This window comes from Microbacterium sp. F2 (genome assembly GCF_052274505.1).
GTDB lineage: Bacteria > Actinomycetota > Actinomycetes > Actinomycetales > Microbacteriaceae > Microbacterium.
This window is the reverse complement of sequence record NZ_JBNVBV010000008.1, coordinates 20,692-39,067: the sequence shown is the minus strand read 5'-3', so window position 1 is coordinate 39,067 and position 18,376 is coordinate 20,692. Positions and strand designations below refer to the sequence as shown.

19 protein-coding genes and 1 pseudogene are annotated in these 18,376 nt (G+C 67.1%); 6 read left to right on the top strand and 14 right to left on the bottom strand.

Annotated elements, in window-relative coordinates:
• The first annotated feature begins 32 nt into the window (after positions 1–32).
• A complete protein-coding gene (locus tag ACQVDU_RS13175; RefSeq protein ID WP_443477356.1) occupies positions 33–530 on the top strand; it encodes an NUDIX hydrolase in 498 nt (165 codons plus the stop codon).
• A gap of 55 nt (positions 531–585) precedes the next feature.
• A complete protein-coding gene (locus ACQVDU_RS13170; protein ID WP_443477355.1) occupies positions 586–1,179 on the top strand; it encodes a vitamin K epoxide reductase family protein in 594 nt (197 codons plus the stop codon).
• Between the two features lie 21 nt (positions 1,180–1,200).
• Here ACQVDU_RS13170 and ACQVDU_RS13165 read toward each other — a convergent pair whose 3' ends face one another.
• From ACQVDU_RS13165 to murC, 9 genes and pseudogenes are all read right to left on the bottom strand, one after another.
• On the bottom strand, positions 1,201–2,130 hold the full coding sequence (locus ACQVDU_RS13165; RefSeq protein WP_443477354.1) for an RluA family pseudouridine synthase: 930 nt from the start codon (positions 2,128–2,130) through the stop codon (positions 1,201–1,203).
• A 302-nt stretch (positions 2,131–2,432) separates the two neighbouring features.
• A pseudogene (gene lspA, locus ACQVDU_RS13160) lies at positions 2,433–2,892 on the bottom strand (signal peptidase II); the annotation flags it as partial.
• A 68-nt stretch (positions 2,893–2,960) separates the two neighbouring features.
• Positions 2,961–3,548 carry a DivIVA domain-containing protein gene (locus ACQVDU_RS13155; protein WP_363493570.1) on the bottom strand — a complete coding sequence of 196 codons (588 nt, stop codon included), beginning with the start codon at positions 3,546–3,548 and terminating at the stop codon, positions 2,961–2,963.
• A 97-nt stretch (positions 3,549–3,645) separates the two neighbouring features.
• Entirely contained in the window at positions 3,646–3,945 is a 300-nt protein-coding gene (locus ACQVDU_RS13150) for a YggT family protein (protein WP_341579554.1), read from the bottom strand.
• 3 nt (positions 3,946–3,948) lie between these two features.
• A complete protein-coding gene (locus ACQVDU_RS13145; RefSeq protein ID WP_228178597.1) occupies positions 3,949–4,413 on the bottom strand; it encodes a cell division protein SepF in 465 nt (154 codons plus the stop codon).
• 31 nt (positions 4,414–4,444) lie between these two features.
• Positions 4,445–5,125 (bottom strand): YggS family pyridoxal phosphate-dependent enzyme, encoded by a 681-nt coding sequence (locus ACQVDU_RS13140; RefSeq protein WP_443477409.1) that lies wholly within the window; start codon positions 5,123–5,125, stop codon positions 4,445–4,447.
• 52 nt (positions 5,126–5,177) lie between these two features.
• Complete coding sequence (ftsZ, locus tag ACQVDU_RS13135) at positions 5,178–6,311, bottom strand: cell division protein FtsZ (RefSeq protein WP_363493573.1); 1,134 nt, start codon at positions 6,309–6,311, stop codon at positions 5,178–5,180.
• Between the two features lie 180 nt (positions 6,312–6,491).
• Positions 6,492–7,460: an FtsQ-type POTRA domain-containing protein gene (locus ACQVDU_RS13130; protein WP_443477353.1), complete on the bottom strand. Its 969-nt coding sequence runs from the start codon at positions 7,458–7,460 to the stop codon at positions 6,492–6,494.
• Positions 7,461–7,636: 176 nt separating this feature from the next.
• A complete protein-coding gene (gene murC, locus ACQVDU_RS13125) occupies positions 7,637–9,043 on the bottom strand; it encodes a UDP-N-acetylmuramate--L-alanine ligase (RefSeq protein ID WP_443477352.1) in 1,407 nt (468 codons plus the stop codon).
• 104 nt (positions 9,044–9,147) lie between these two features.
• Here murC and ACQVDU_RS13120 point away from each other — a divergent pair, with 104 nt between their 5' ends.
• Genes ACQVDU_RS13120 through ACQVDU_RS13105 form a run of 4 tightly spaced genes read left to right on the top strand, consistent with a single transcriptional unit; the run spans position 9,148 to position 11,974 of the window.
• Positions 9,148–9,516, top strand: coding sequence for a PadR family transcriptional regulator (locus ACQVDU_RS13120; RefSeq protein WP_228178592.1), 369 nt, complete (start codon positions 9,148–9,150; stop codon positions 9,514–9,516).
• Positions 9,513–10,847 carry a hypothetical protein gene (locus ACQVDU_RS13115; protein ID WP_443477351.1) on the top strand — a complete coding sequence of 445 codons (1,335 nt, stop codon included), beginning with the start codon at positions 9,513–9,515 and terminating at the stop codon, positions 10,845–10,847. The genes ACQVDU_RS13120 and ACQVDU_RS13115 overlap by 4 nt, the downstream gene beginning before the upstream one ends.
• A 51-nt stretch (positions 10,848–10,898) precedes the next feature.
• The gene (locus tag ACQVDU_RS13110) at positions 10,899–11,600 is read left to right on the top strand and encodes a hypothetical protein (protein WP_443477350.1); all 702 of its coding nucleotides are present in this window, start codon (positions 10,899–10,901) and stop codon (positions 11,598–11,600) included.
• A complete protein-coding gene (locus tag ACQVDU_RS13105) occupies positions 11,597–11,974 on the top strand; it encodes a GntR family transcriptional regulator (RefSeq protein ID WP_375237478.1) in 378 nt (125 codons plus the stop codon). Before ACQVDU_RS13110 ends, ACQVDU_RS13105 begins: the two co-directional genes overlap by 4 nt.
• 24 nt (positions 11,975–11,998) lie before the next feature.
• Here the strand turns inward: ACQVDU_RS13105 and ACQVDU_RS13100 are convergent, their stop codons facing one another.
• Genes ACQVDU_RS13100 through ACQVDU_RS13080 form a run of 5 tightly spaced genes read right to left on the bottom strand, consistent with a single transcriptional unit; the run spans position 11,999 to position 18,369 of the window.
• Entirely contained in the window at positions 11,999–13,069 is a 1,071-nt protein-coding gene (locus tag ACQVDU_RS13100; RefSeq protein WP_292727490.1) for a UDP-N-acetylglucosamine--N-acetylmuramyl-(pentapeptide) pyrophosphoryl-undecaprenol N-acetylglucosamine transferase, read from the bottom strand.
• A gap of 45 nt (positions 13,070–13,114) precedes the next feature.
• Complete coding sequence (gene ftsW / locus ACQVDU_RS13095) at positions 13,115–14,347, bottom strand: putative lipid II flippase FtsW (protein WP_228178587.1); 1,233 nt, start codon at positions 14,345–14,347, stop codon at positions 13,115–13,117.
• Positions 14,304–15,854 (bottom strand): UDP-N-acetylmuramoyl-L-alanine--D-glutamate ligase, encoded by a 1,551-nt coding sequence (murD, locus tag ACQVDU_RS13090; protein ID WP_443477349.1) that lies wholly within the window; start codon positions 15,852–15,854, stop codon positions 14,304–14,306. The genes ftsW and murD overlap by 44 nt, the downstream gene beginning before the upstream one ends.
• Positions 15,851–16,960, bottom strand: a complete 1,110-nt coding sequence (mraY, locus tag ACQVDU_RS13085) for a phospho-N-acetylmuramoyl-pentapeptide-transferase (RefSeq protein ID WP_228178585.1) — start codon at positions 16,958–16,960, stop codon at positions 15,851–15,853. The genes murD and mraY overlap by 4 nt, the downstream gene beginning before the upstream one ends.
• Positions 16,957–18,369 (bottom strand): UDP-N-acetylmuramoyl-tripeptide--D-alanyl-D-alanine ligase, encoded by a 1,413-nt coding sequence (locus ACQVDU_RS13080; RefSeq protein ID WP_228178584.1) that lies wholly within the window; start codon positions 18,367–18,369, stop codon positions 16,957–16,959. Before ACQVDU_RS13080 ends, mraY begins: the two co-directional genes overlap by 4 nt.
• Between the last annotated feature and the right edge of the window lie 7 nt (positions 18,370–18,376).

Sequence of the window (18,376 nt, the reverse complement as noted above, 5' to 3'; positions counted from 1 at the left end):
ACCCGGCCCGCCGGGGCGGCTACGGTTACCGTGTGCCAACTCCCGACTTCATCCTTGAGCTCCGCCAGTTCGTCGGAACCCGCCCGCTCCCGCTCGTGGGCGTCACCGCTGTCATCATCCGCGGTGACGAGATCCTCCTCGGTCGCCGCTCCGACAATCACGCCCTCACCCCGATCACCGGCATCGTCGATCCCGGCGAGGAGCCGGCCGACGCCGCGGTGCGGGAGGCAGCCGAAGAGGCAGGTGTCGTCATCCGTGCCGACCGCCTCGCGTGGGTCCATCAGATCCCGAGAATCACGTACGCCAACGGGGACCAGAGCGACTACCTCGACCTGACCTTCCGATGCACGTGGATCTCGGGCAACCCGGTTCCCGTCGACGGCGAGATGACAGAGGTCGGCTGGTATCCGCTCGACGCGCTCGAGGACGTGGGCGCTGACATGCGTGCGCGCATCGATGCCGCGATCGCGGAACGCGGCGAAGCGCAGTTCGTTTCCGCCGGCAGCGGGGCGCAGCATCCGTCCGCCTGATTAAGTCCGGCCCGACCGGCCACGCAGCGCCCGGACCGGTGCAGACAATGGGCGGGTGGCCCTGCACCGACCCACCGTCCTCCTCGCCGTCTTCTGGATCGTCGGCGGCATCCTCGGCGCCGTCGTCGCGTTCCTCCTGTACCTGGAGTACATCGGTCAGCTCACCGGCGCGGATGCGATCATCTCGTGTCAGTGGGGCGTGCTCGTCACCTGCGGACCCAACCTGCTCTCCCCCGGCGGCAACATCCTCGGATTCAGCAACTCGATAGCCGGCATGGTGCTGTTCCTCGGACCCGTCTACGCCGGCGTCAGCGGGCTGGCATCGCCATCCGGCCTCCGTCGTTGGTACTGGCGGACGTATGGCATCTTCGTGGCCGGGGCTTTCGTTCTCGTGCACTACTTCGCGTTCCAGAGCATCTTCGTCTACGGGTCGCTCTGCCCCTGGTGCATGATCATCTGGCTCGTCACGATCCCGCTGTTCTGGTTCACCACGGGCTGGATGCTGCGCGACGGTGTGTGGAGCGAGGCAGTTGCGACGCGGCGCGTAGGAGGCGTGATCTTCTCGTGGGCGCTGCTTGCCACCGTCCTGGACTACGCCCTCATCGCGATCACGGCGCAGCTGAGACTCGATCTGCTCGGCAGCTTCTGAGCCCTCAGTGCGTCAGCTCGCTCAGTCGAGCTCCTCGCCGCGGAGGATCGCCAGCGCATGAGCGAGATCGGGTGCATACGGCGAATCGAACGAGACCCACTCCCGTGTTGCGGGATGCGTGAAGGCGAGCGTATGGGCGTGCAGCCACTGGCGGGTAAGTCCGAGGCGCTCTGAGAGCGTGGGGTCGGCTCCGTAGAGCGGATCACCGACACACGGATGCCGGTGCGCCGCCATGTGGACGCGGATCTGGTGGGTCCGCCCGGTCTCGAGGTGGATCTCCAGCAGTGAGGCCCCGGGGAATGCCTCGATGGTCTCGTAGTGGGTGACCGAGGGTTTGCCGTCCGGGGTGACCGCGAACTTCCAGGAGTGCGAGGGATGACGTCCGATCGGCGCATCGATCGTTCCTGCGAGCGGGTCGGGATGCCCCTGAACCACCGCGTGATAGATCTTCTCGACGGTACGGTCCTTAAAGGCCGCCTTCAAGACGCCATAGGCGTGCTCAGACTTGGCCACGACCATGAGCCCGCTGGTGCCGACATCCAGGCGGTGAACGACGCCCTGCCGCTCGGGGGCACCGCTCGTCGCGATCTGGAATCCGGCCGCCGCCAGCGCCCCGAGCACCGTGGGGCCTTCCCAGCCCACTGAGGGGTGCGCGGCAACACCCGCGGGCTTGTCGACGACCACGATGTCGTCATCGTCGTACACGATGCCAAAGCCTGGCACGACGACGGGGACGACCTCGGGCTCGCGACGATCGGTCCACTCGACCTCGAGAACCGTTCCCGCCGTCAGTCGGTCGGACTTCCCGAGGATCCTGCCGCCTTCGCTGACACCTCCGGCCTCGGCCACGTCGGCCGCAAAAGTGCGCGAGAATCCCAGCATCTTGGAGACTGCCGCATCGACCCGGGCGCCATCGAGCCCGTCCGGCACCGGCAACATCCGCGCCGGCACGTCAGTCTCCGTCTCGAGCGCATCGGCGGTCAGGAACGGCAGCTGCTCGCCTACCGAGACGACTCACGAGTCGCGGCGGGATTCCTCGTCGGCGATCCGGTCGGCCTCCCGTGCCACAGCCTCTTGCTCGGCTTCCGTGAGCGGAGGGAGACCGATCTCGTCGCGAGGCACACCCGCGTACGGGTCGGCGACCGGAAACTCCGAGTCGAACCCGCCGGCGACATCGCCACCGGGAGGAAATTCGTCCCCGGCGGCGCCGAGAATGGTCTCCTCTTCGGCGGGATTCGTTTCATGGTGATGGTGTCGCTTGCCGTCCATCTGTACTCCTACGATCACGAGCAGGGCCACGCCGATCATCATCGACACGATGAAGATGTCGGCCACGTTGTAGATGGCGGGGCTCATCCAGAACCACATCCACGGTGTGTTGATGAAGTCTACGACGTGCCCCACGGGGAATCCGGGCTCCCGGAAGAGGCGGTCGGTGAGGTTTCCGAGCACACCTCCGAGCAGCAGTCCGAGCACGATCGCCCAGAGGCGTGACTGCACGCGGGTCGCGGCGAGCCACACGATCACACCGGCGACCACCGCGAGGGCAATCGTGAAGATCCAGGTGTATCCCTCCCCGAGAGAGAAGGCTGCACCCGGGTTCTTGACCAGGTAGAACTGCAGAAATTCCCCCAGCACGGGAACGGATTGCTGCAGGGGGAGGTTGCTCAGCGCAAGGTACTTGGTGAACTGGTCGACGGCCAGCACCAGGATTGCGAGCAGCGCAATCGTGATGCCGGCCGCCGCGTGACGCAGAGGTGGCCGAGACGCCAAGAGCGTCCTCAGTTCGTGATGTTCGCGACCGACGCGCTGTCGGTCGAGGAGGAGTCGAGGTCCTTCAGGTGCCCCTCGATGAAGCCGCGAAGCTGCGAACGATAGTCGCGTTCGAACTGGCGCAGCTCACCGATGCGCGCATCCAGTTCGGCCTTCTTGGCCTCCATGCGGGCGATCTCGTCGCGACCGCGAGTCTCGGCATCGGAAATGATCGAGGCGGCCTGGGCCTGGGCCTCGGCGATGAGCTGGTCGTGGCGCGCCTGGCCTTCGGCGACGTGCTCGTCGTGCAGGCGCTGGGCAAGCTCGAGCAGGCCGGCGCTTGCAACCGTGGGAAGCGGGGTGCCCGCAGGAGCTGCGGGGGCGGGCGCGGGGGCGGCCTCTTCGACCGGGGCCTCTACAGGCGCGGCGGGGGCGGCGGGAGCGCCCGATTCGAGCTCGGCGATACGCGCCTTGAGTTCTTCGTTCTCGGCCAGGGCCTTACGCCACTCGACCACGATCTCGTCGAGGAAGTCATCGACCTCGTCGGGGTCGAACCCTTCCTTGAACCGGACGTGCTGGAACTGCTTGGTGACGACGTCATCCGGAGTCAGTGGCATTTCTTCCCTCTTTCGTTCGCCCGACCACTGGCCGATCGTGCGTTCCGGCACGCGGTTGTGGACGGTTGATAACAGCAAAGCATAGTCGTGGGTGGATTCATCCTGCGAAGGCGCGTGTCACCGACAGGAGGATGAAGCACGACAGCATCGTGAGCGCGAATGCGAAGTCGATGGCGACGCTTCCGATGCGCAACGGGGGGATGAAACGACGGAGGAAACGGATCGGAGGGTCCGTCGCCGTGTACACACCTTCAGCGACGACCAGCATCGCGCCACGAGGACGCCACTCTCGGTCGAAGACGGGGATCCACTCGAAAATGAGTCGAGCCAGCAGCACGAGAATGTAGATCAGGAGTGCCGCATTGAGGATTCCGGCGACGATCTGGATGACGTTCACGTATCAAGTCTGCGGGAAAGGAACCGCCTCCGGATCCGCTTGCGCCACGGCACCCTCGCCTGACACAGCGACGTTCTCGGGCGAGAGCAGGAAGACCTTGCTGGTCACGCGCTCGATGCGGCCGTACAGACCGAGTGACAGACCGCTCGCGAAGTCGATCAGACGCCGTGCGTCGGCGTCTGACATCTGCGAGAGGTTGATGATCACGGGAACGCCCTCACGGAAGCTCTCGGCGATGACCTGCGCGTCGCGATACTGCTTGGGGTGCACCGTGACGATCTCGTTGAGAGCACCCACTGCCGGCTGACGAACAACCGCAGGGCGATGGATCGGCGTGACCGGAGCGGCCTTCTCGACGGATGCCGCAGCAGACTTGCGCGTCGGCGCGGGCGCCGGCGTCTCGTCGTAGACCTCTTCCTCGTCGGCGAGGCCCAGGTAGACCATGGTCTTCTTCAAGGGGTTCGACATCGCATCCTCCGTTTGCTCGTCTGGTCCGAGGTTAACCGCGGACAGGGCGCGGACCCGTGATTGCCGTGCCGATGCGCAGGTGTGTCGCGCCGGCGTGAATTGCAGCTTCGAAATCGCCGGTCATTCCGGCCGAGATCCAGGTGGCATCCGGAAAGACACGGCGCACGGTGCTCGCGTGGCCGGCAAGCCGTTCGAACGCCGCGGCGGGTTCCTCATCGAGCGGAGCAACCGCCATGACGCCTCGGACGCGCAGTCCCGCGCAGCCGGCTGCGTGCTCGGCGAGCGCTGGGAGATTCTCCGGAGCGACTCCCCCGCGGCCGGGGTCGTCGGTGAGGTTCACCTGGATCAGCACGTCCAGCGGCGCCTCACCCTCGACATCCAGCGCGTCAGCCAGCTTCTCGCGGTCGAGAGAGTGGATCACCGATACCGCGCGTCGAACTGCTCGCGCCTTGTTCGTCTGCAGTTGACCGACGAAATGCCATCGCAGGTCGGTGAGGTCTCCGACCTCGGCGACCTTCTCCAGGACTTCCTGGACCCGGTTCTCACCGACGTCCCGCACGCCGAGCCCGTAGAGGTCGTCGACCAGCGCTGCCGGATGGAACTTCGTCACCACGATGCGGGTGATGTCTTCAGCCGAGCGTCCCGCTTGTCGTGCGGCAGTGGCGATACGGTCATCGATCGACGCCAGACGATCGGCGAGCGGCAGCTCCAGCCCGCTCACGACTGTCGCCTCGAGCCACGCACCCTCGCTGGCGCGGATGCGGTCACTTCAGAAAGTCGGGGATGTCGAGGTCGTCGTCCCCGAACGCCGAATCGTAGGCTGCATCCGAGATCGAGGGCACCGGAGCCAGCTGCTCGGGACGCTGTGGCTCGTCTTCGGAGCTTGCGGCTACCTGCTGCTCGACGGGCTCACGACGGATCACCGGCGTGGCATCCAGGCGCGTCTGCGGCTCACCGCCGTCGAACCCTGCGGCGATCACCGTGACGCGCACCTCGTCGCCGAGCGTGTCATCGATCACGGTACCGAAGATGATGTTGGCCTCGGGGTGGGCGGCTTCCTTGACCAGCTGGGCCGCATCGTTGATCTCGAAAATGCCGAGGTTGGAACCACCCTGGATCGACAGCAGCACGCCGTGTGCACCCTCGATGGATGCCTCCAGCAGCGGCGACTCGACGGCCAGCTCAGCAGCCTTGATCGCGCGGTCTGCACCGCGCGCAGAGCCGATCCCCATGAGGGCTGAGCCCGCGCCCTGCATGACGGATTTGACGTCGGCGAAGTCGAGGTTGATGAGCCCGGGCGTCGTGATGAGGTCGGTGATGCCCTGGACACCGGCCAGCAGCACCTGGTCTGCCGTCGCGAATGCTTCGATCATCGAGATGCCGCGATCACTGATCTCGAGCAGACGGTCGTTGGGCACCACGATGAGGGTGTCGACCTCTTCCTTAAGCCGCGACACGCCCGACTCGGCCTGGCTCTGGCGGCGACGGCCTTCGAACGAGAACGGCTTGGTCACCACACCGATCGTGAGCGCACCGATGGACTTCGCGATCTTGGCGACGACGGGCGCACCGCCCGTGCCGGTTCCGCCACCTTCACCGGCTGTGACGAAGACCATGTCGGCGCCGCGGAGGGCTTCTTCGATCTCTTCCGTGTGGTCCTCAGCGGCACGTCGCCCCACCTCGGGGTCGGCGCCGGCTCCCAGGCCTCGAGTGAGTTCGCGCCCGACGTCGAGTTTGACGTCGGCATCGCTCATCAGCAGCGCCTGAGCGTCAGTGTTGACGGCGATGAACTCGACCCCGCGCAGGCCGAGCTCGATCATCCGGTTCACGGCGTTGACGCCTCCGCCGCCGACGCCGACCACCTTGATGACCGCAAGGTAGTTCTGGTTCTGGCTCATGCCGACTCCTGTGCTCGTGTCCTGCAACCTTCAACCTCAACTGGAGGTATAAAGTATTGCTGGGTATGTATTTCCTAGACACGAAGCTAAGCGTCGACTCCCCCGATTCCGCGCGCTTGCGGGGGCGTGTCGCACATCCCGTTCGTTCGTGCGCCCGCTCGGGCCAGTGCGTTCAGCAGATCACTGGATGACGACAGCTGAGGGCGACGAGACGTCGTAGCGCGACACCGTGTCGGGCGGCCGCGACGTCATCGCCGCAGCCAGCGCGACCGCCTTGTTCGAGGACTCGTCAGCGTTGCCCCAGACGATCTGGGTGCCGGTTCCGCCGAGGGTGAGGGTCACGTCGTTCGGTGTCGTCGCCGAGGCCTCCGTCACCTGAGACATGATCGAGTCGGGCAACGATCGCAGTACGTGGCCGACTGCCTCGAAGGCCTCGGAGGTGGTCCCGCCCGCGATCTGCAGCACGGGCCTTCCAGGCGCGGGGGTCTGCGTGGTCGAGAGCGCCACTCCGGCGGCATCCACGAGGGTGTACCCGGCAGGGGACGCAATGACCCCGATCGGGGTGCGTTCAACGACCCGCACGACCAGATCATGCGGCGGCCGAGCTTCCACGGTGTAGGACTCGACGAGCGGGAACGCGACGAGCGCCGCTTTGATGGCGCTTTCATCCACGAGCGGCAAGGGGGTACCCAACTGCGACGACAGCGCGTCGGACACGGCCGCGGCATCCAGTTGCTGAGCCCCCGCTACCGTGATCGTCTCGACCGCGAAGAGGGGGCTGTATGCAGCGGCGACGCTGCCCAGGGCGACCAGCACGACAGCAGCGATGGAGCCCAGCCAGACGGCGCGTCGCCGACGAGCGCGAACGGTGAATCGACGCACCTCGGACTTGAGCGCGCGCCGTCGCGCGCGCGCAGCCCGCCACACGTCACGCATGCCGACCGCTTCGGGCCCGGCCGCCTCCGACGCGTCCGACTCTCCCGGGAGCGGGTCGGCAGCTCCAGGCGCTCCATCTCCGGTACCCCCGGGTGACAGATCCGGAGGGACGGATGCTGCATTCGAGGCCCGGAGGCCGGTGTCGGCATCCGGCGGAAGGGGCCAGATCGGCGCGGGACCGGTGATTCCGCGCAGATCGATCGGCTCCGTCACGGCACTCTCGACGGAAACGGATGCCGGTTCAGCCGCCAGCTCAGCGCCGGCAGGTACCTCCGCTTCCGGTGACTTACTGCGCCTCCCCCGCCCGCCGGATTGCGGCGGCGAGGGGGTCTTGTCGTCAGAGCCCGAGGGAGGCCCGGAGGGCGGGAGCGGGGTCGGCCGGCGCACGGCTACTCCGCCGGTGCGCCCTGCCGGCCGAGCGCGGCGAGCACATCGGGAATGATGAGGTAGACGTTGCCGCAGCCGAGCGTGATGATGTAGTCCCCGTCCCGCGCGACCGATGCCGTGTAGGCAGCGGCGGCGGCCCAATCCGGTTCAAAGTGGACGCGGTCGGCATCCGCGAATCGACTTGAGACGAGTTCGCCGGTAACTCCCGGGATCGGGTCCTCTCGTGCGCCGTACACATCGAGCACGACGGTGTGATCCGCGTGGGTCTCGAGCACCTCGGCGAACTCCGCGGCCATCTGTTGCGTTCGCGAGTAGGTGTGGGGCTGGTGCAGCGCGATGATGCGCCCATCGCCGACGACGGTGCGCGCCGCAGCGAGGGCCGCGGCGACCTCGGTCGGATGATGGGCGTAGTCGTCGTAGACGCTGACGCCGCGTTCGATCCCGTGCAGTTCGAAGCGGCGCACCGTTCCGCCGAAGCTCTCGACGGCCTTCACGGCGTCGGAGAAGTCATGCCCGAGGGTCAGGAGCACAGCCACGGCTCCCGCCGCGTTTACCGCGTTGTGCTCTCCGGGAATCGCCAGGGCGGCCGAGACCGTGTGCCCGTCATGGGTCAGCTCGAACGACACCGGTCCGTCGGTACGGATGCCGTGCACGCGCACATCGGCATCTTCCGCCTTTCCGAAGGTCATGACGCGCGGGTGGGTGAGGTGAGGAAGGATCCGATGCGCGCCCTCGTCGTCCGACGACAGGACGACGGCCTCGCGCGCCTTGTTCGCAAAGCGCGCGAACGCGGCATCGAAGGCTTCCCGGCTGCCCCAGTGGTCCAGGTGGTCGGGGTCGATGTTCGTGATCAGCGCGACAGCCGTGTCGTAGAGAAGGAACGTGCCGTCGGACTCGTCTGCTTCGATGACGAACAGATCGTCAGCACCGGTGCCGCTGGAGACACCGAGATCGGCAATGACTCCCCCGTTGACGAAACTCGGGTCGGCACCGAGCGCACGCAGCGCCGTGACGATCATCCCCGTCGAGGTCGTCTTGCCGTGCGCTCCCGCAACCGAGACCAGCGGGCGGCGGCCGATCAGCCAGTAGAGCGCTTGAGAGCGATGGATGACGGGCAGTCCCCGTTCCTTCGCCGTGACGAACTCAGGGTTTTCGGGCCAGATCGCCCCGGTGTGGATGACAGTGTCGGCATCCTGCAAATGCGCGGCGTCGTGCCCGACGTGGACACGCGCTCCTCGGGCAGCGAGGGCCTGGAGTGCCGCACTGTCGGCGCGGTCGGATCCCGAGACGCGGATGCCGCGATCCAGGAACATGCCCGCCAGGCCCGACATCCCCGAGCCGCCGATACCGATGAAGTGCGCTGCCTCGATGGTCTCGGGGATCGGGAGGCTGAGGTCGGGTCTGATCATGACCCGACAATCCTAGGTCGGCGTCGCTGAGGAACTCCTTCGGCACGCGGCCTATCGCAGGCTCACCGTATCGATATTCCATGATCGGGAATATGCTCGGGGTCATGGCTACCGCGCGACCTGACACGACCTTCTGGATTCTGACGGCGCTCGCGAACGGACCGCAGCACGGCTACGGCATCCTCCGGAGCGTGTTCGAGGCATCCGGCGGCGCGGCGTCCCTCAAGACCGCGACCCTCTATGCGACGCTCGATCGCCTGACCGCGAGCGGCGCTGTCGAGGAGTCGGGCGAACAGATCGTGGATGGGCGCGCGCGCCGCTACTTTCGCCTGACATCCCAGGGCGTTGCGCAGCTCGAGAGCGAAACCGCCGAGCTCGAGCAGCGGGTCGCCGCCGCCCGCCGGGCGCTGGGCACCGCAGCGGGCGGCGGTGCGAGACCGCGCCCCGCTCATCCGCGGAGCGCGCTGGCATGAGTCTCGACCGAGACCGCTTCGAGCGCCTCGTCCGCTGGTACCCGCGCTGGTGGCGCGACGCGAATGCCGCGGTATTCGTGGGCACAGCTATGGATGCCGCCGAAGCGGGCGGGCTGAGCGCGCCATCGCGCGGTGAACGGATGGCAGCAGCGCTGGCGGGCCTGGGCACCCGCCTCGACGCCACCACCGCGCGCGTGGCCGGCGTTGCCGCGCTGGCCGTGTCAGCTCTCGTTGCGGCAGCTGGCCAGCTCGGGCTCACCTACGCTGCCCCCTGGCTGTTCACGACGATTCTCGTGACTCAGGTCGGGCTGGTCCCGGCTCTGTGGTGGACGGTAGCCCTCGCCAGTGCCCGGCATCGTCTTCATCTCGATCCGATCCGCACGCTGGTCGCGCTCGGCATTTCCATGATCGCGACAACGGGCGCCGCGCTCGCCTTCACGTCCTGGAGCGTCGGGTTCGATGAGGCGGACGCCGGCGACCCTCGCTCCCTCTTCTCGGCCCTGTTCCCCGCCTTCATCGCACTCGGATCGACAGCAGCCGCATGTGCAGTGGTCGTGGCGGTCAGCGACCGGCTCGCGCGTCGCCGCGGGATGCGGGTCCTGATCGTCGGGACGAGCATCATCGGCGCCGCGCTGTCGCTTCCCCTCGCGGCCGTCATGCTCATGTCACCGATCACGACATTCCTCGTCTCTGCCGCGGCGGTCGTGATCGTCGCCCTCGTCTGGCCCGGGCACCGGGAGCGCAGCAGTGCGACAGCCTCTGCTGTCGACTCGCATGCGGGCCGGGTCGGACGGCGACGCGCTGCGCGTGCGCTTGCCGTTGCCGCCATCATTACGTCGCTGCTGTCGATCACCTTCGCGGTGACAGGGTCTCTGTACACGAGCCTCGACGGCACCGAAGCGATGCTCGTCGGCATGCGCGCGTCAGCCGGATGCGGCATCCTGGTGATCCTCGCGCTCGCCCTCCGCGCGCCGCGGCGGACCGCGACGCAGCAAAGAGCAGTGTGGGGGGCCACAACGCTGGGTGCGCTCACGCTTGTGCTCGTCGTGACCGGATGGGGAACCATACTCCCGTCTGGCAACCCTCGCCCGATAGGCGCCGTCGTCTGGCTTCTTCCGGCTGCCGCGATCGTCTGGCTCGTGTGGGCCGCCTCGTGGCGAAACCGATCCCTCGCCCTGGCGGTCAGCCTCATCGTCGCGGTGGCGTTGCCGATCATGGGGCAGATCCTTGCGGCTGTTCTCGGCATCCTGACGCCGATCGTCGCGATCGTGTTGGTATGCCTGCGGGTGAGCGCACCGGTGCCGCAGCACATGCAGGTCGAGCTGGCTTGAACCTCATGGAACTGTATCGACACATTGCGACAATATTGATACAAAAGAGACATGTCTTTCGAGTTCGGCATGGTCTGGTTCACCGCCGTGATCTTGTGCGCGCTCGCCCTGGTGCCGATCATCTACCTGATCAGAAGCCGACGGCACGACCTGAGCGCGCAACAAGCCGCGCGATACGAGCGAGTCGTGAAGCTACCGTTCGGAACCGGCGAGAACTACCTGCGTCAGCCCTGGCGGCGTGTTCTGGCCCCCATAGCCCTCGGAACTGCGTCTGTGGGCGTGGCCGCTGTCCTCGCGTGGCGTTTGGTGCAGCCCAGCCGCATCGCGACCGAAACCGTGCTGTGGTGCGCCGGGCTTCTTGTCTTCGCGATCATCGTTTTCGTCGTGATGCGCGTGATGGAGCGGATCGTGCTATCCCAGCCGCAGGTCGCCAGCGATGACCTCCAGCTGGCGTGGGACGACCTGTTCCGCGCGGACGCGCTGTGGTCACTGCGCAGCGCCGCAACAATGGCCGCAGCACTACCGCTGGGAATCGCTGCGGGAACGCTCACCCTGACCCCGATTGCCGCCACACGCCCGGAGTTGTCGACGCTGATGAGCCCATGGACTCCGGTGTTGATCGCCGCAGCGCAGGTGACGTACTCGCTGGGGCTCGGGAAGATGGCCGCGTCACGATATCCGGCCGCGTTGCGCCCGCAAAGTCGGCGATTCGCGAGCACGTCGGTCGAGCTTGCCCGGGGAGAAGGCGCATGATCGTCATCGACCCCGCCTCGCCCACACCTCCGTTCGAGCAGCTGCGCGCGCAGTACGTTGCGGCGATAGCGAGCGGTGAGCTGCCGCCAGGCTCTCGGCTTCCCACGGTGCGCCGACTCGCCGGCGACCTTGGACTTGCGCCGGGCACGGTGGCTCGGGCCTACCGGGAGCTCGAGACCACGGGCCTCATTGAAACGCGCGGCCGTTACGGCACGTTCGTGTCCGTCGACGAGAACGCCGCGCTCGGCCAGATTCAGCGAGCTGCCGCAGCCTTCGCCGAGCAGGTCCGTGGCCTGCGCGTCGACACCGATCAGGCCATCGCGGCCGTGATCGCAGCGCTGAAGACCACCGAAACCGACGAACTCCCCGCCTGAGGTGGCAACCGTGCGCGCCGACGGTTAGGCGAGGGCCTCGTCGATCATCGCGATGAGATTCTCGGTGCCGGTGCGGATGCCGATCTCCGCGGCCTTCTCGGCCATACCCGCCCGCTCGTCGGCATCCGTCAGCAGGGGCAGGATGCGGTCCCGGACCGTCTCCGGGGTGAAATCCGCATCGGGGATCAGGATCGCAGCGCCATGCGCCACTGCGGAGGCAGCGTTCAGCGCCTGCTCCCCGTTGCCCACGGCATAGGGCACGTAGACGGCGGGGATTCCGAGCGCGCTGATCTCGCTCACCGTGGCAGCCCCCGACCTCGAGACGATGAAGTCGCACGCCGCGAAAGCGAGGTCCATGCGGTCGACGTAGCGACGGAGGGCGTATCCCGGCTCCCCCGGGTCCTCGAGATCGGAGCGATCACCGGTGACGTGGAGCAGCTGCCACCCGGCATCCAGCACGTCGCGCCACGAGCCTGCGATCGCGGTGTTCAGCCGCAGCGCTCCCAGCGACCCGCCGAAGACCAACAGGGTCGGCGCTTCCGGACTCAGGTCGAAGTGAGCAGCAGCCTCGGCGCGACGCGCCGCACGATCGAGGTCCTCGATCTCGCGGCGCAGGGGCATCCCGACCAACCGGGCCCGGGGAAGCGGCGTGCCCTCGAAAGCGACACCGACACCAGCGGCTCGGCGGGCACCGAGGCGGTTGGCAAGTCCCGGCCGGGCGTTGGCCTCGTGGACGACGAACGGAATGCCGGCGCGCCGGGCTGCAACGTACGCGGGGGCCGACGCGTAGCCACCGAACCCGACGACGACATCCACCTCGTGTGTCGCAATGTGTGCCCGCACCTGGGCCACCGCGCGGCGGAACCGGCTCGGAAACGCTGCGGCAGCACGATCGGGTCGCCGTGGAAACGGCACCTTGTCGACGACAAGAAGCTCGTAGCCCCGCTGCGGTACCAGCCGCGACTCCAGCCCCTCCGCGGTCCCGAGGACGCGCACATCGGCACCCGTGCCCCGAGCGCGCAGCCCATCAGCAACGGCCAACAGGGGGTTCACATGCCCGGCGGTCCCGCCGCCGGCCAGCAAGTAGGTCGTCACCGTCCGACCCTATCTCGCCCCGCCGAATAGCTGCGGGCGGCGACCTCAGCGGCGAGCGGCCGACCGGGGCGCCGGCCTCGCGGTCACCGGAATCGTCCGAGCGAACGCCAGCAGAACCCCGGTCGCAACGAGCACCGACACCAGCGACGTGCCACCCTGAGACATGAACGGTAAGGGGACACCGAGCGGCGGGAACAGCCGCAGCACGACGCCGATGTTGATGAGCGCCTGACCGACGATCCATACGGTGATCGCGCCGGCAACGATCCGCACGAAGGTGTCGTCGGTCTTGCGGATGATGTGGAAAGCGCCGATCGCGTAGATCGCGAACAGCCCGAGCACGACGATCGCGCCGATGAGGCCGAGCTCTTCACCGACGATGGCGAAGATGTAGTCGCTGGATGCCGCGGGCAGCCACTCGTACTTCTCTTTCGAGTTCCCAAGTCCGAGGCCGAAAATGCCGCCGCCGGCCAGTCCCCAGATACCGTGCAGCGGCTGGTAGCAGGTGCTGAGGTAATCGGCGGTGCAGTCGGTGTTGAAGACGCTGAGGATGCGCTCCATGCGGTTCGGGCTCGTGACCGCCAGCGCCGCGACTGCCACGATCGCCAGCAACAGCGGGATGACGAACACCCGCAGCTTCACACCGGAGAAGAAAAGGGCGCCGAGGGCGAGCAGGAACAGCACCATCGCCGTTCCGAGATCGTGCCCGGCCAGAACCGTCGCGATCACGGCGGCGGCCACCGGCACCACCGGGATGAAGACGTGCCGCCAGTCGCCGAGCAGCGTGCGCTTTCGGTACAGGATGAAGCCGAGCCAGAGGGCCAGCGCGAGTTTCAGAAACTCCGAGGGCTGAGCCTGAATGCCAGCGATGAGGATCCAGTTTCGGTTTCCGCCATCCTCGACGCCGAGGGGCGTGAACACGAGGAGCTGGAAGGCGGTGGTGACGATCAGCGCGGGCCACGCGATCCGCTTCCAGAAGCTCACTGGCAGTCGGCTCGCGATGAACATGAGCGGCAGGCCGATCGCGGCGAACACCGCCTGCTTGATGACCGCATCGTACGGAGCCTGACCCGCCGCGGTCGCCGTTGCGCTGGTGGCCGAGAGCACCATCACGAGACCGAAGATCGTCAGCAGGACTGCCGTGGATGAGATGAGCAGAAACTCACCGGCAACCGGGCGGAACAGCGATCCGAGAGAGACGCGGGCAGCAAGCCCGCGCTTGGGCGTCGGCTCGTCAGGCTCCTGCGGGAGCGGACGGATCGGCGTCGGTGTCGCCATGTTCGCCCCTTCCCACTCGCTGCCTGACCGCCGCAGCGAACTTCTCACCGCGATCCGCGTAGGAGGCGAACTGGTCGAAGGATGCCGCGGCCGGTGCGAGGAGGACGACATCCCCCTCGGCCACGAGTCCGATCGCCAGGTCTACGACCTGCGCCATGACGTCCCCAGTCTCATCGGCAATGACCTCGTGCAGCGGAACGTCGGGCGCGTGTCGCTCGAACGCCGCCCGAACGGCATCGCGCTGGTCACCGATCACGATCGCTGCCTTTGCCAGACGCCCCCGCGTCGAGACGAGCGTGGTGATGTCGACGCCCTTGAGCAGTCCCCCCACGATCCAGATCGATCCGGGGTAGGCGGCAAGCGAGGATGCCGCAGCGTGCGGGTTGGTCGCCTTCGAGTCATCCACCCACGTGACACCGGCGACTGTCGCAACGATCTCCATCCGGTGGGGGTCCAGCCGGAACTCGCGCAGTGCAGTGGCTATGGCCTCGGGCGGTACGTCGAGCGAACGGGCCAGCGCACTGGCAGCAAGGATGTTGGCAACGACGTGTGGGGCCGCGAGGCCGAGCTCTCGAAGCTCGTCGATCGTCGTGAGCTCGAGAGCGCTGGTGCGCCGCTCGACAAGGAACGCGCGGTCCACGACGATGCCGTCGACCACGCCGAGGTCGCTCGGACCGGGAACGCCGAGGTCGAACCCGATCGCTCGCGCTCCCTCGATGACATCGGCTTCTTCGACCATCTCGCGCGTCGCGAGGTCGGCCTTGTTGTAGACGCAGGCGACGCGGGTGTGGTTGTACACCTGCGCCTTCGCGTCGCGATACGCCTCGAAGGATCCATGCCATTCGAGGTGGTCGTCGGCGAGGTTCAGACAGACCGCAGCGTGCGGCGAAACCGGTTCCGGCGAGGACTGCAGGCTGAGGTACCAGAGCTGGTGGCTGGACAGTTCCACGACGAGGACGTCGAAGCCCGACGGATCACGGACGGCATCCAGGATCGGCGTGCCGATGTTTCCGCACGGGACTGCCCGCAGACCCCCTGCCACCATCATCGTGGCGGCAAGGCCCGTGGTTGTCGTCTTTCCGTTGGTGCCGGTGATCAGCACCCAGTCGGCGGGAGCGCCGCCGGCGCGGACTACCTTGTCGCGCACGCGCCACGCGAGCTCGATGTCTCCCCACAGCGGGATGCCGCTCTCAAGCGTCCAGCGCACGAGCGGGTGCGTCGGGCTGAAGCCGGGCGAGGCGATCACGACCTCGGGAGCGAAGTCCACGAGCTCGGCGGGCGGCGTGCTGAGCGACCCCATCGATGACCGCACCCCGATGACGGGTAGCAGGCGCTCATAGGCCGGGTCGGCGGATTCGGCGAGAACGAGAACCTCCGCGCCGAGTTCTGCCAGCGTGTCGGCCACCGAGAAGCCGGTCACCGAGAGGCCGAAGACGGCAACCCGCAGGCCGCGCCAGTCGGCGTGCCAGCTGGTCAGTCCATCCAGCCGGGAGGATTCACCGGTCATGTGCGCGCGAGCCATTCAACGTAGAAGAAGCCGACGCCGGTGACTGCCAGTCCCGCGGCGATGATCCACATCCTGATGACGATGTTGGTCTCCGACCACCCGCGCATCTCGAGATGGTGGTGGAAGGGGCTCATGAGGAACAGACGTTTGCCGCGGGTGAGCTTGAAATAGATCCGCTGCAGGATGACCGAACCCGATCCGATGATGAACGCCCCGGCGGTGAGGACCGTGAGGATCTCGGTGTGAGAGAGGATCGAGACCGCGGCGATCACGCCACCGATCGCCATCGACCCGACATCCCCCATGAACACCTGAGCCTTCGGCGCATTCCACCATAGGAACCCGACCAGAGAGGCAGCGAAGGTCGCCGCGATGATCGTCAGGTCGAGCGGGTCCCTCGTCTGGTAGCAGGCCTGCTGGTAGGCGGCCACGAGGTCTGCGCCGTCGCAGCGCTGCTGGAACTGCCAGAACGTCGTCAGGCTCATCGCCCCGATCGTGAACACACCCACACCGGTGGCCAGGCCGTCGAGGCCGTCGGTGACGTTCGTGCTGTTGGACCAGGCGACGCCGATGAAACTGATCCAGGCGATGTAGAGCAGGATGCCGATCGCAACCGGCAACGCCAGGAAGTTCAGCACCGAGATGTCGCGGAAGACCGAAACGTAGGCCGTCGCGGGGGTCTGGCCCTGGGCATCCGGGAACTGAAGTGCGACGAGCGCCCACGGCACGATGACGATCACCTGACCGACGATCTTGCGCCAACCCGACAGACCGAGGCTTCGCTGGCTGCGCAGCTTCATGTAGTCGTCGATGAAGCCGACGAGCGCGAAGCCCACCATCATCCAGAGCACGAGGAAACCCGAGATCGTGGGCGGGTTGCCGCCGGCGTAGGTTCCGATCAGGTACGCGATCGTCGTCCCCCCGACGAAGATGACGCCACCCATCGTGGGTGTACCGCGCTTGAGTTCGTGCTGAGGGTTGTTTCCCGCGTCGGGGGTACGGATGACCTGGCCCCATCCCCACCGGCGGAACAAGCGCAGGAAGACGGGTGTGAGAAAGAGCGAGAACGACAGGGCGATCGCCGACGCCATCAGGAGGGATCTCACGAGAAGGATTCTCCCAGACGGTCGCCGAGGTGCCGGAGGCCCGCGGAGTTGGACGATTTCACGAGCACCCGATCACCCTCACGCAGCTCGGACATCAGGTAGTCGTACGCTTCGTCAGCTGTCTCGAAGAAGACTGCCTCGCCATCCCACGACCCCTCGCTGATCGCCGAGAGGTAAAGCCGGCGCGCAGCAGAGCCGATGACGACGATCCGTTGGATGCGCAGCCGCACCGCGAGAAGACCGACGCGGTCGTGCTCCTCCCCCGCGTACTCGCCGAGTTCGCTCATCGCGCCGAGAACGGCGACAGTGCGCTGATCGGGCGCAGTGATCTGCGCGAGAGTGCGAAGCGCTGCGGCCATGGAGTCCGGACTCGCGTTGTAAGCATCGTTGATGATGCGCACGCGCTCCGAGCCCATCGGCTGCATCCGCCACCGCTCTGCCAACTCCATCGCCTGGAGCCGCTCGATGCAGGCTTCGGGACGGATGCCGAGACTTGTCGCCGCAGCAATCGCGGCCAGCGCATTCATGACGTGGTGCTCGCCGAGCACGCGCAGAACGACCGGAAACTCGTCGCCGTCGATGACGGCACGGAATCGCGTTCCCTCGGGCGTGACCTCCACGTCCTCGGCCCGCACATCCGCTGCCGAGCCTCGCCCGAACCAACGGACTGTCGCGCCGCGTTCGGTGGCGATACCGGCCATCGCTGCCACGCGCGGGTCATCCGCGTTCAGCACTGCCACGCCCCCGGGCCGGACGGCGTGGATCAGCTGCGACTTCTCGACGAAGGTCGACTCGATGCCGCCGAACCCGCCGGCGTGCGCCATCCCGACCATGAGGACGACCCCGATGTCGGGGTGGACGAGACCGGCAAGACGCGCGATCTCTCCCGGTGCACTGGCGCCGAACTCGCTGACGAGATAGCGGGTTCGTTCGGTGATCCGGAGCATCGTCAGCGGCGCACCGACTTCGTTGTTGAAGGATGCCTGCGGCGCTACGGTCTCATCCTCGGCCTCGAGGATGCGCGCCATCATGTTCTTCGTCGTCGTCTTGCCGTTCGAGCCGGTGATCCCGACGATCCGAAGGGCACCGCGTGCCCGCACCTCGCCCACAACGAAGCGGGCGAGGTCTGCCAGGGCATGCACAGCCCCCGGCACCACGATCTGGGTGATGGCGGCATCCAGCGGTCGCTCGACGATGGCGAGCACCGCACCCCGCTCGATCGCGGCGGCAACGAAGTCGTGGCCGTCAGCGTGCTCGCCCGGTTTGGCGACGAAGATGTCGCCGGGGCCGATCAGTCGAGAGTCGGTGTCGACGGTGCCCGAAACCACCGTGTCAGCGGAGTCGGCGCCGCGGAGGACGAGGGTTCCGCCGAGGACATCGGCGATTCGGGACAGAGTCAGACTGATCATGCGCAGG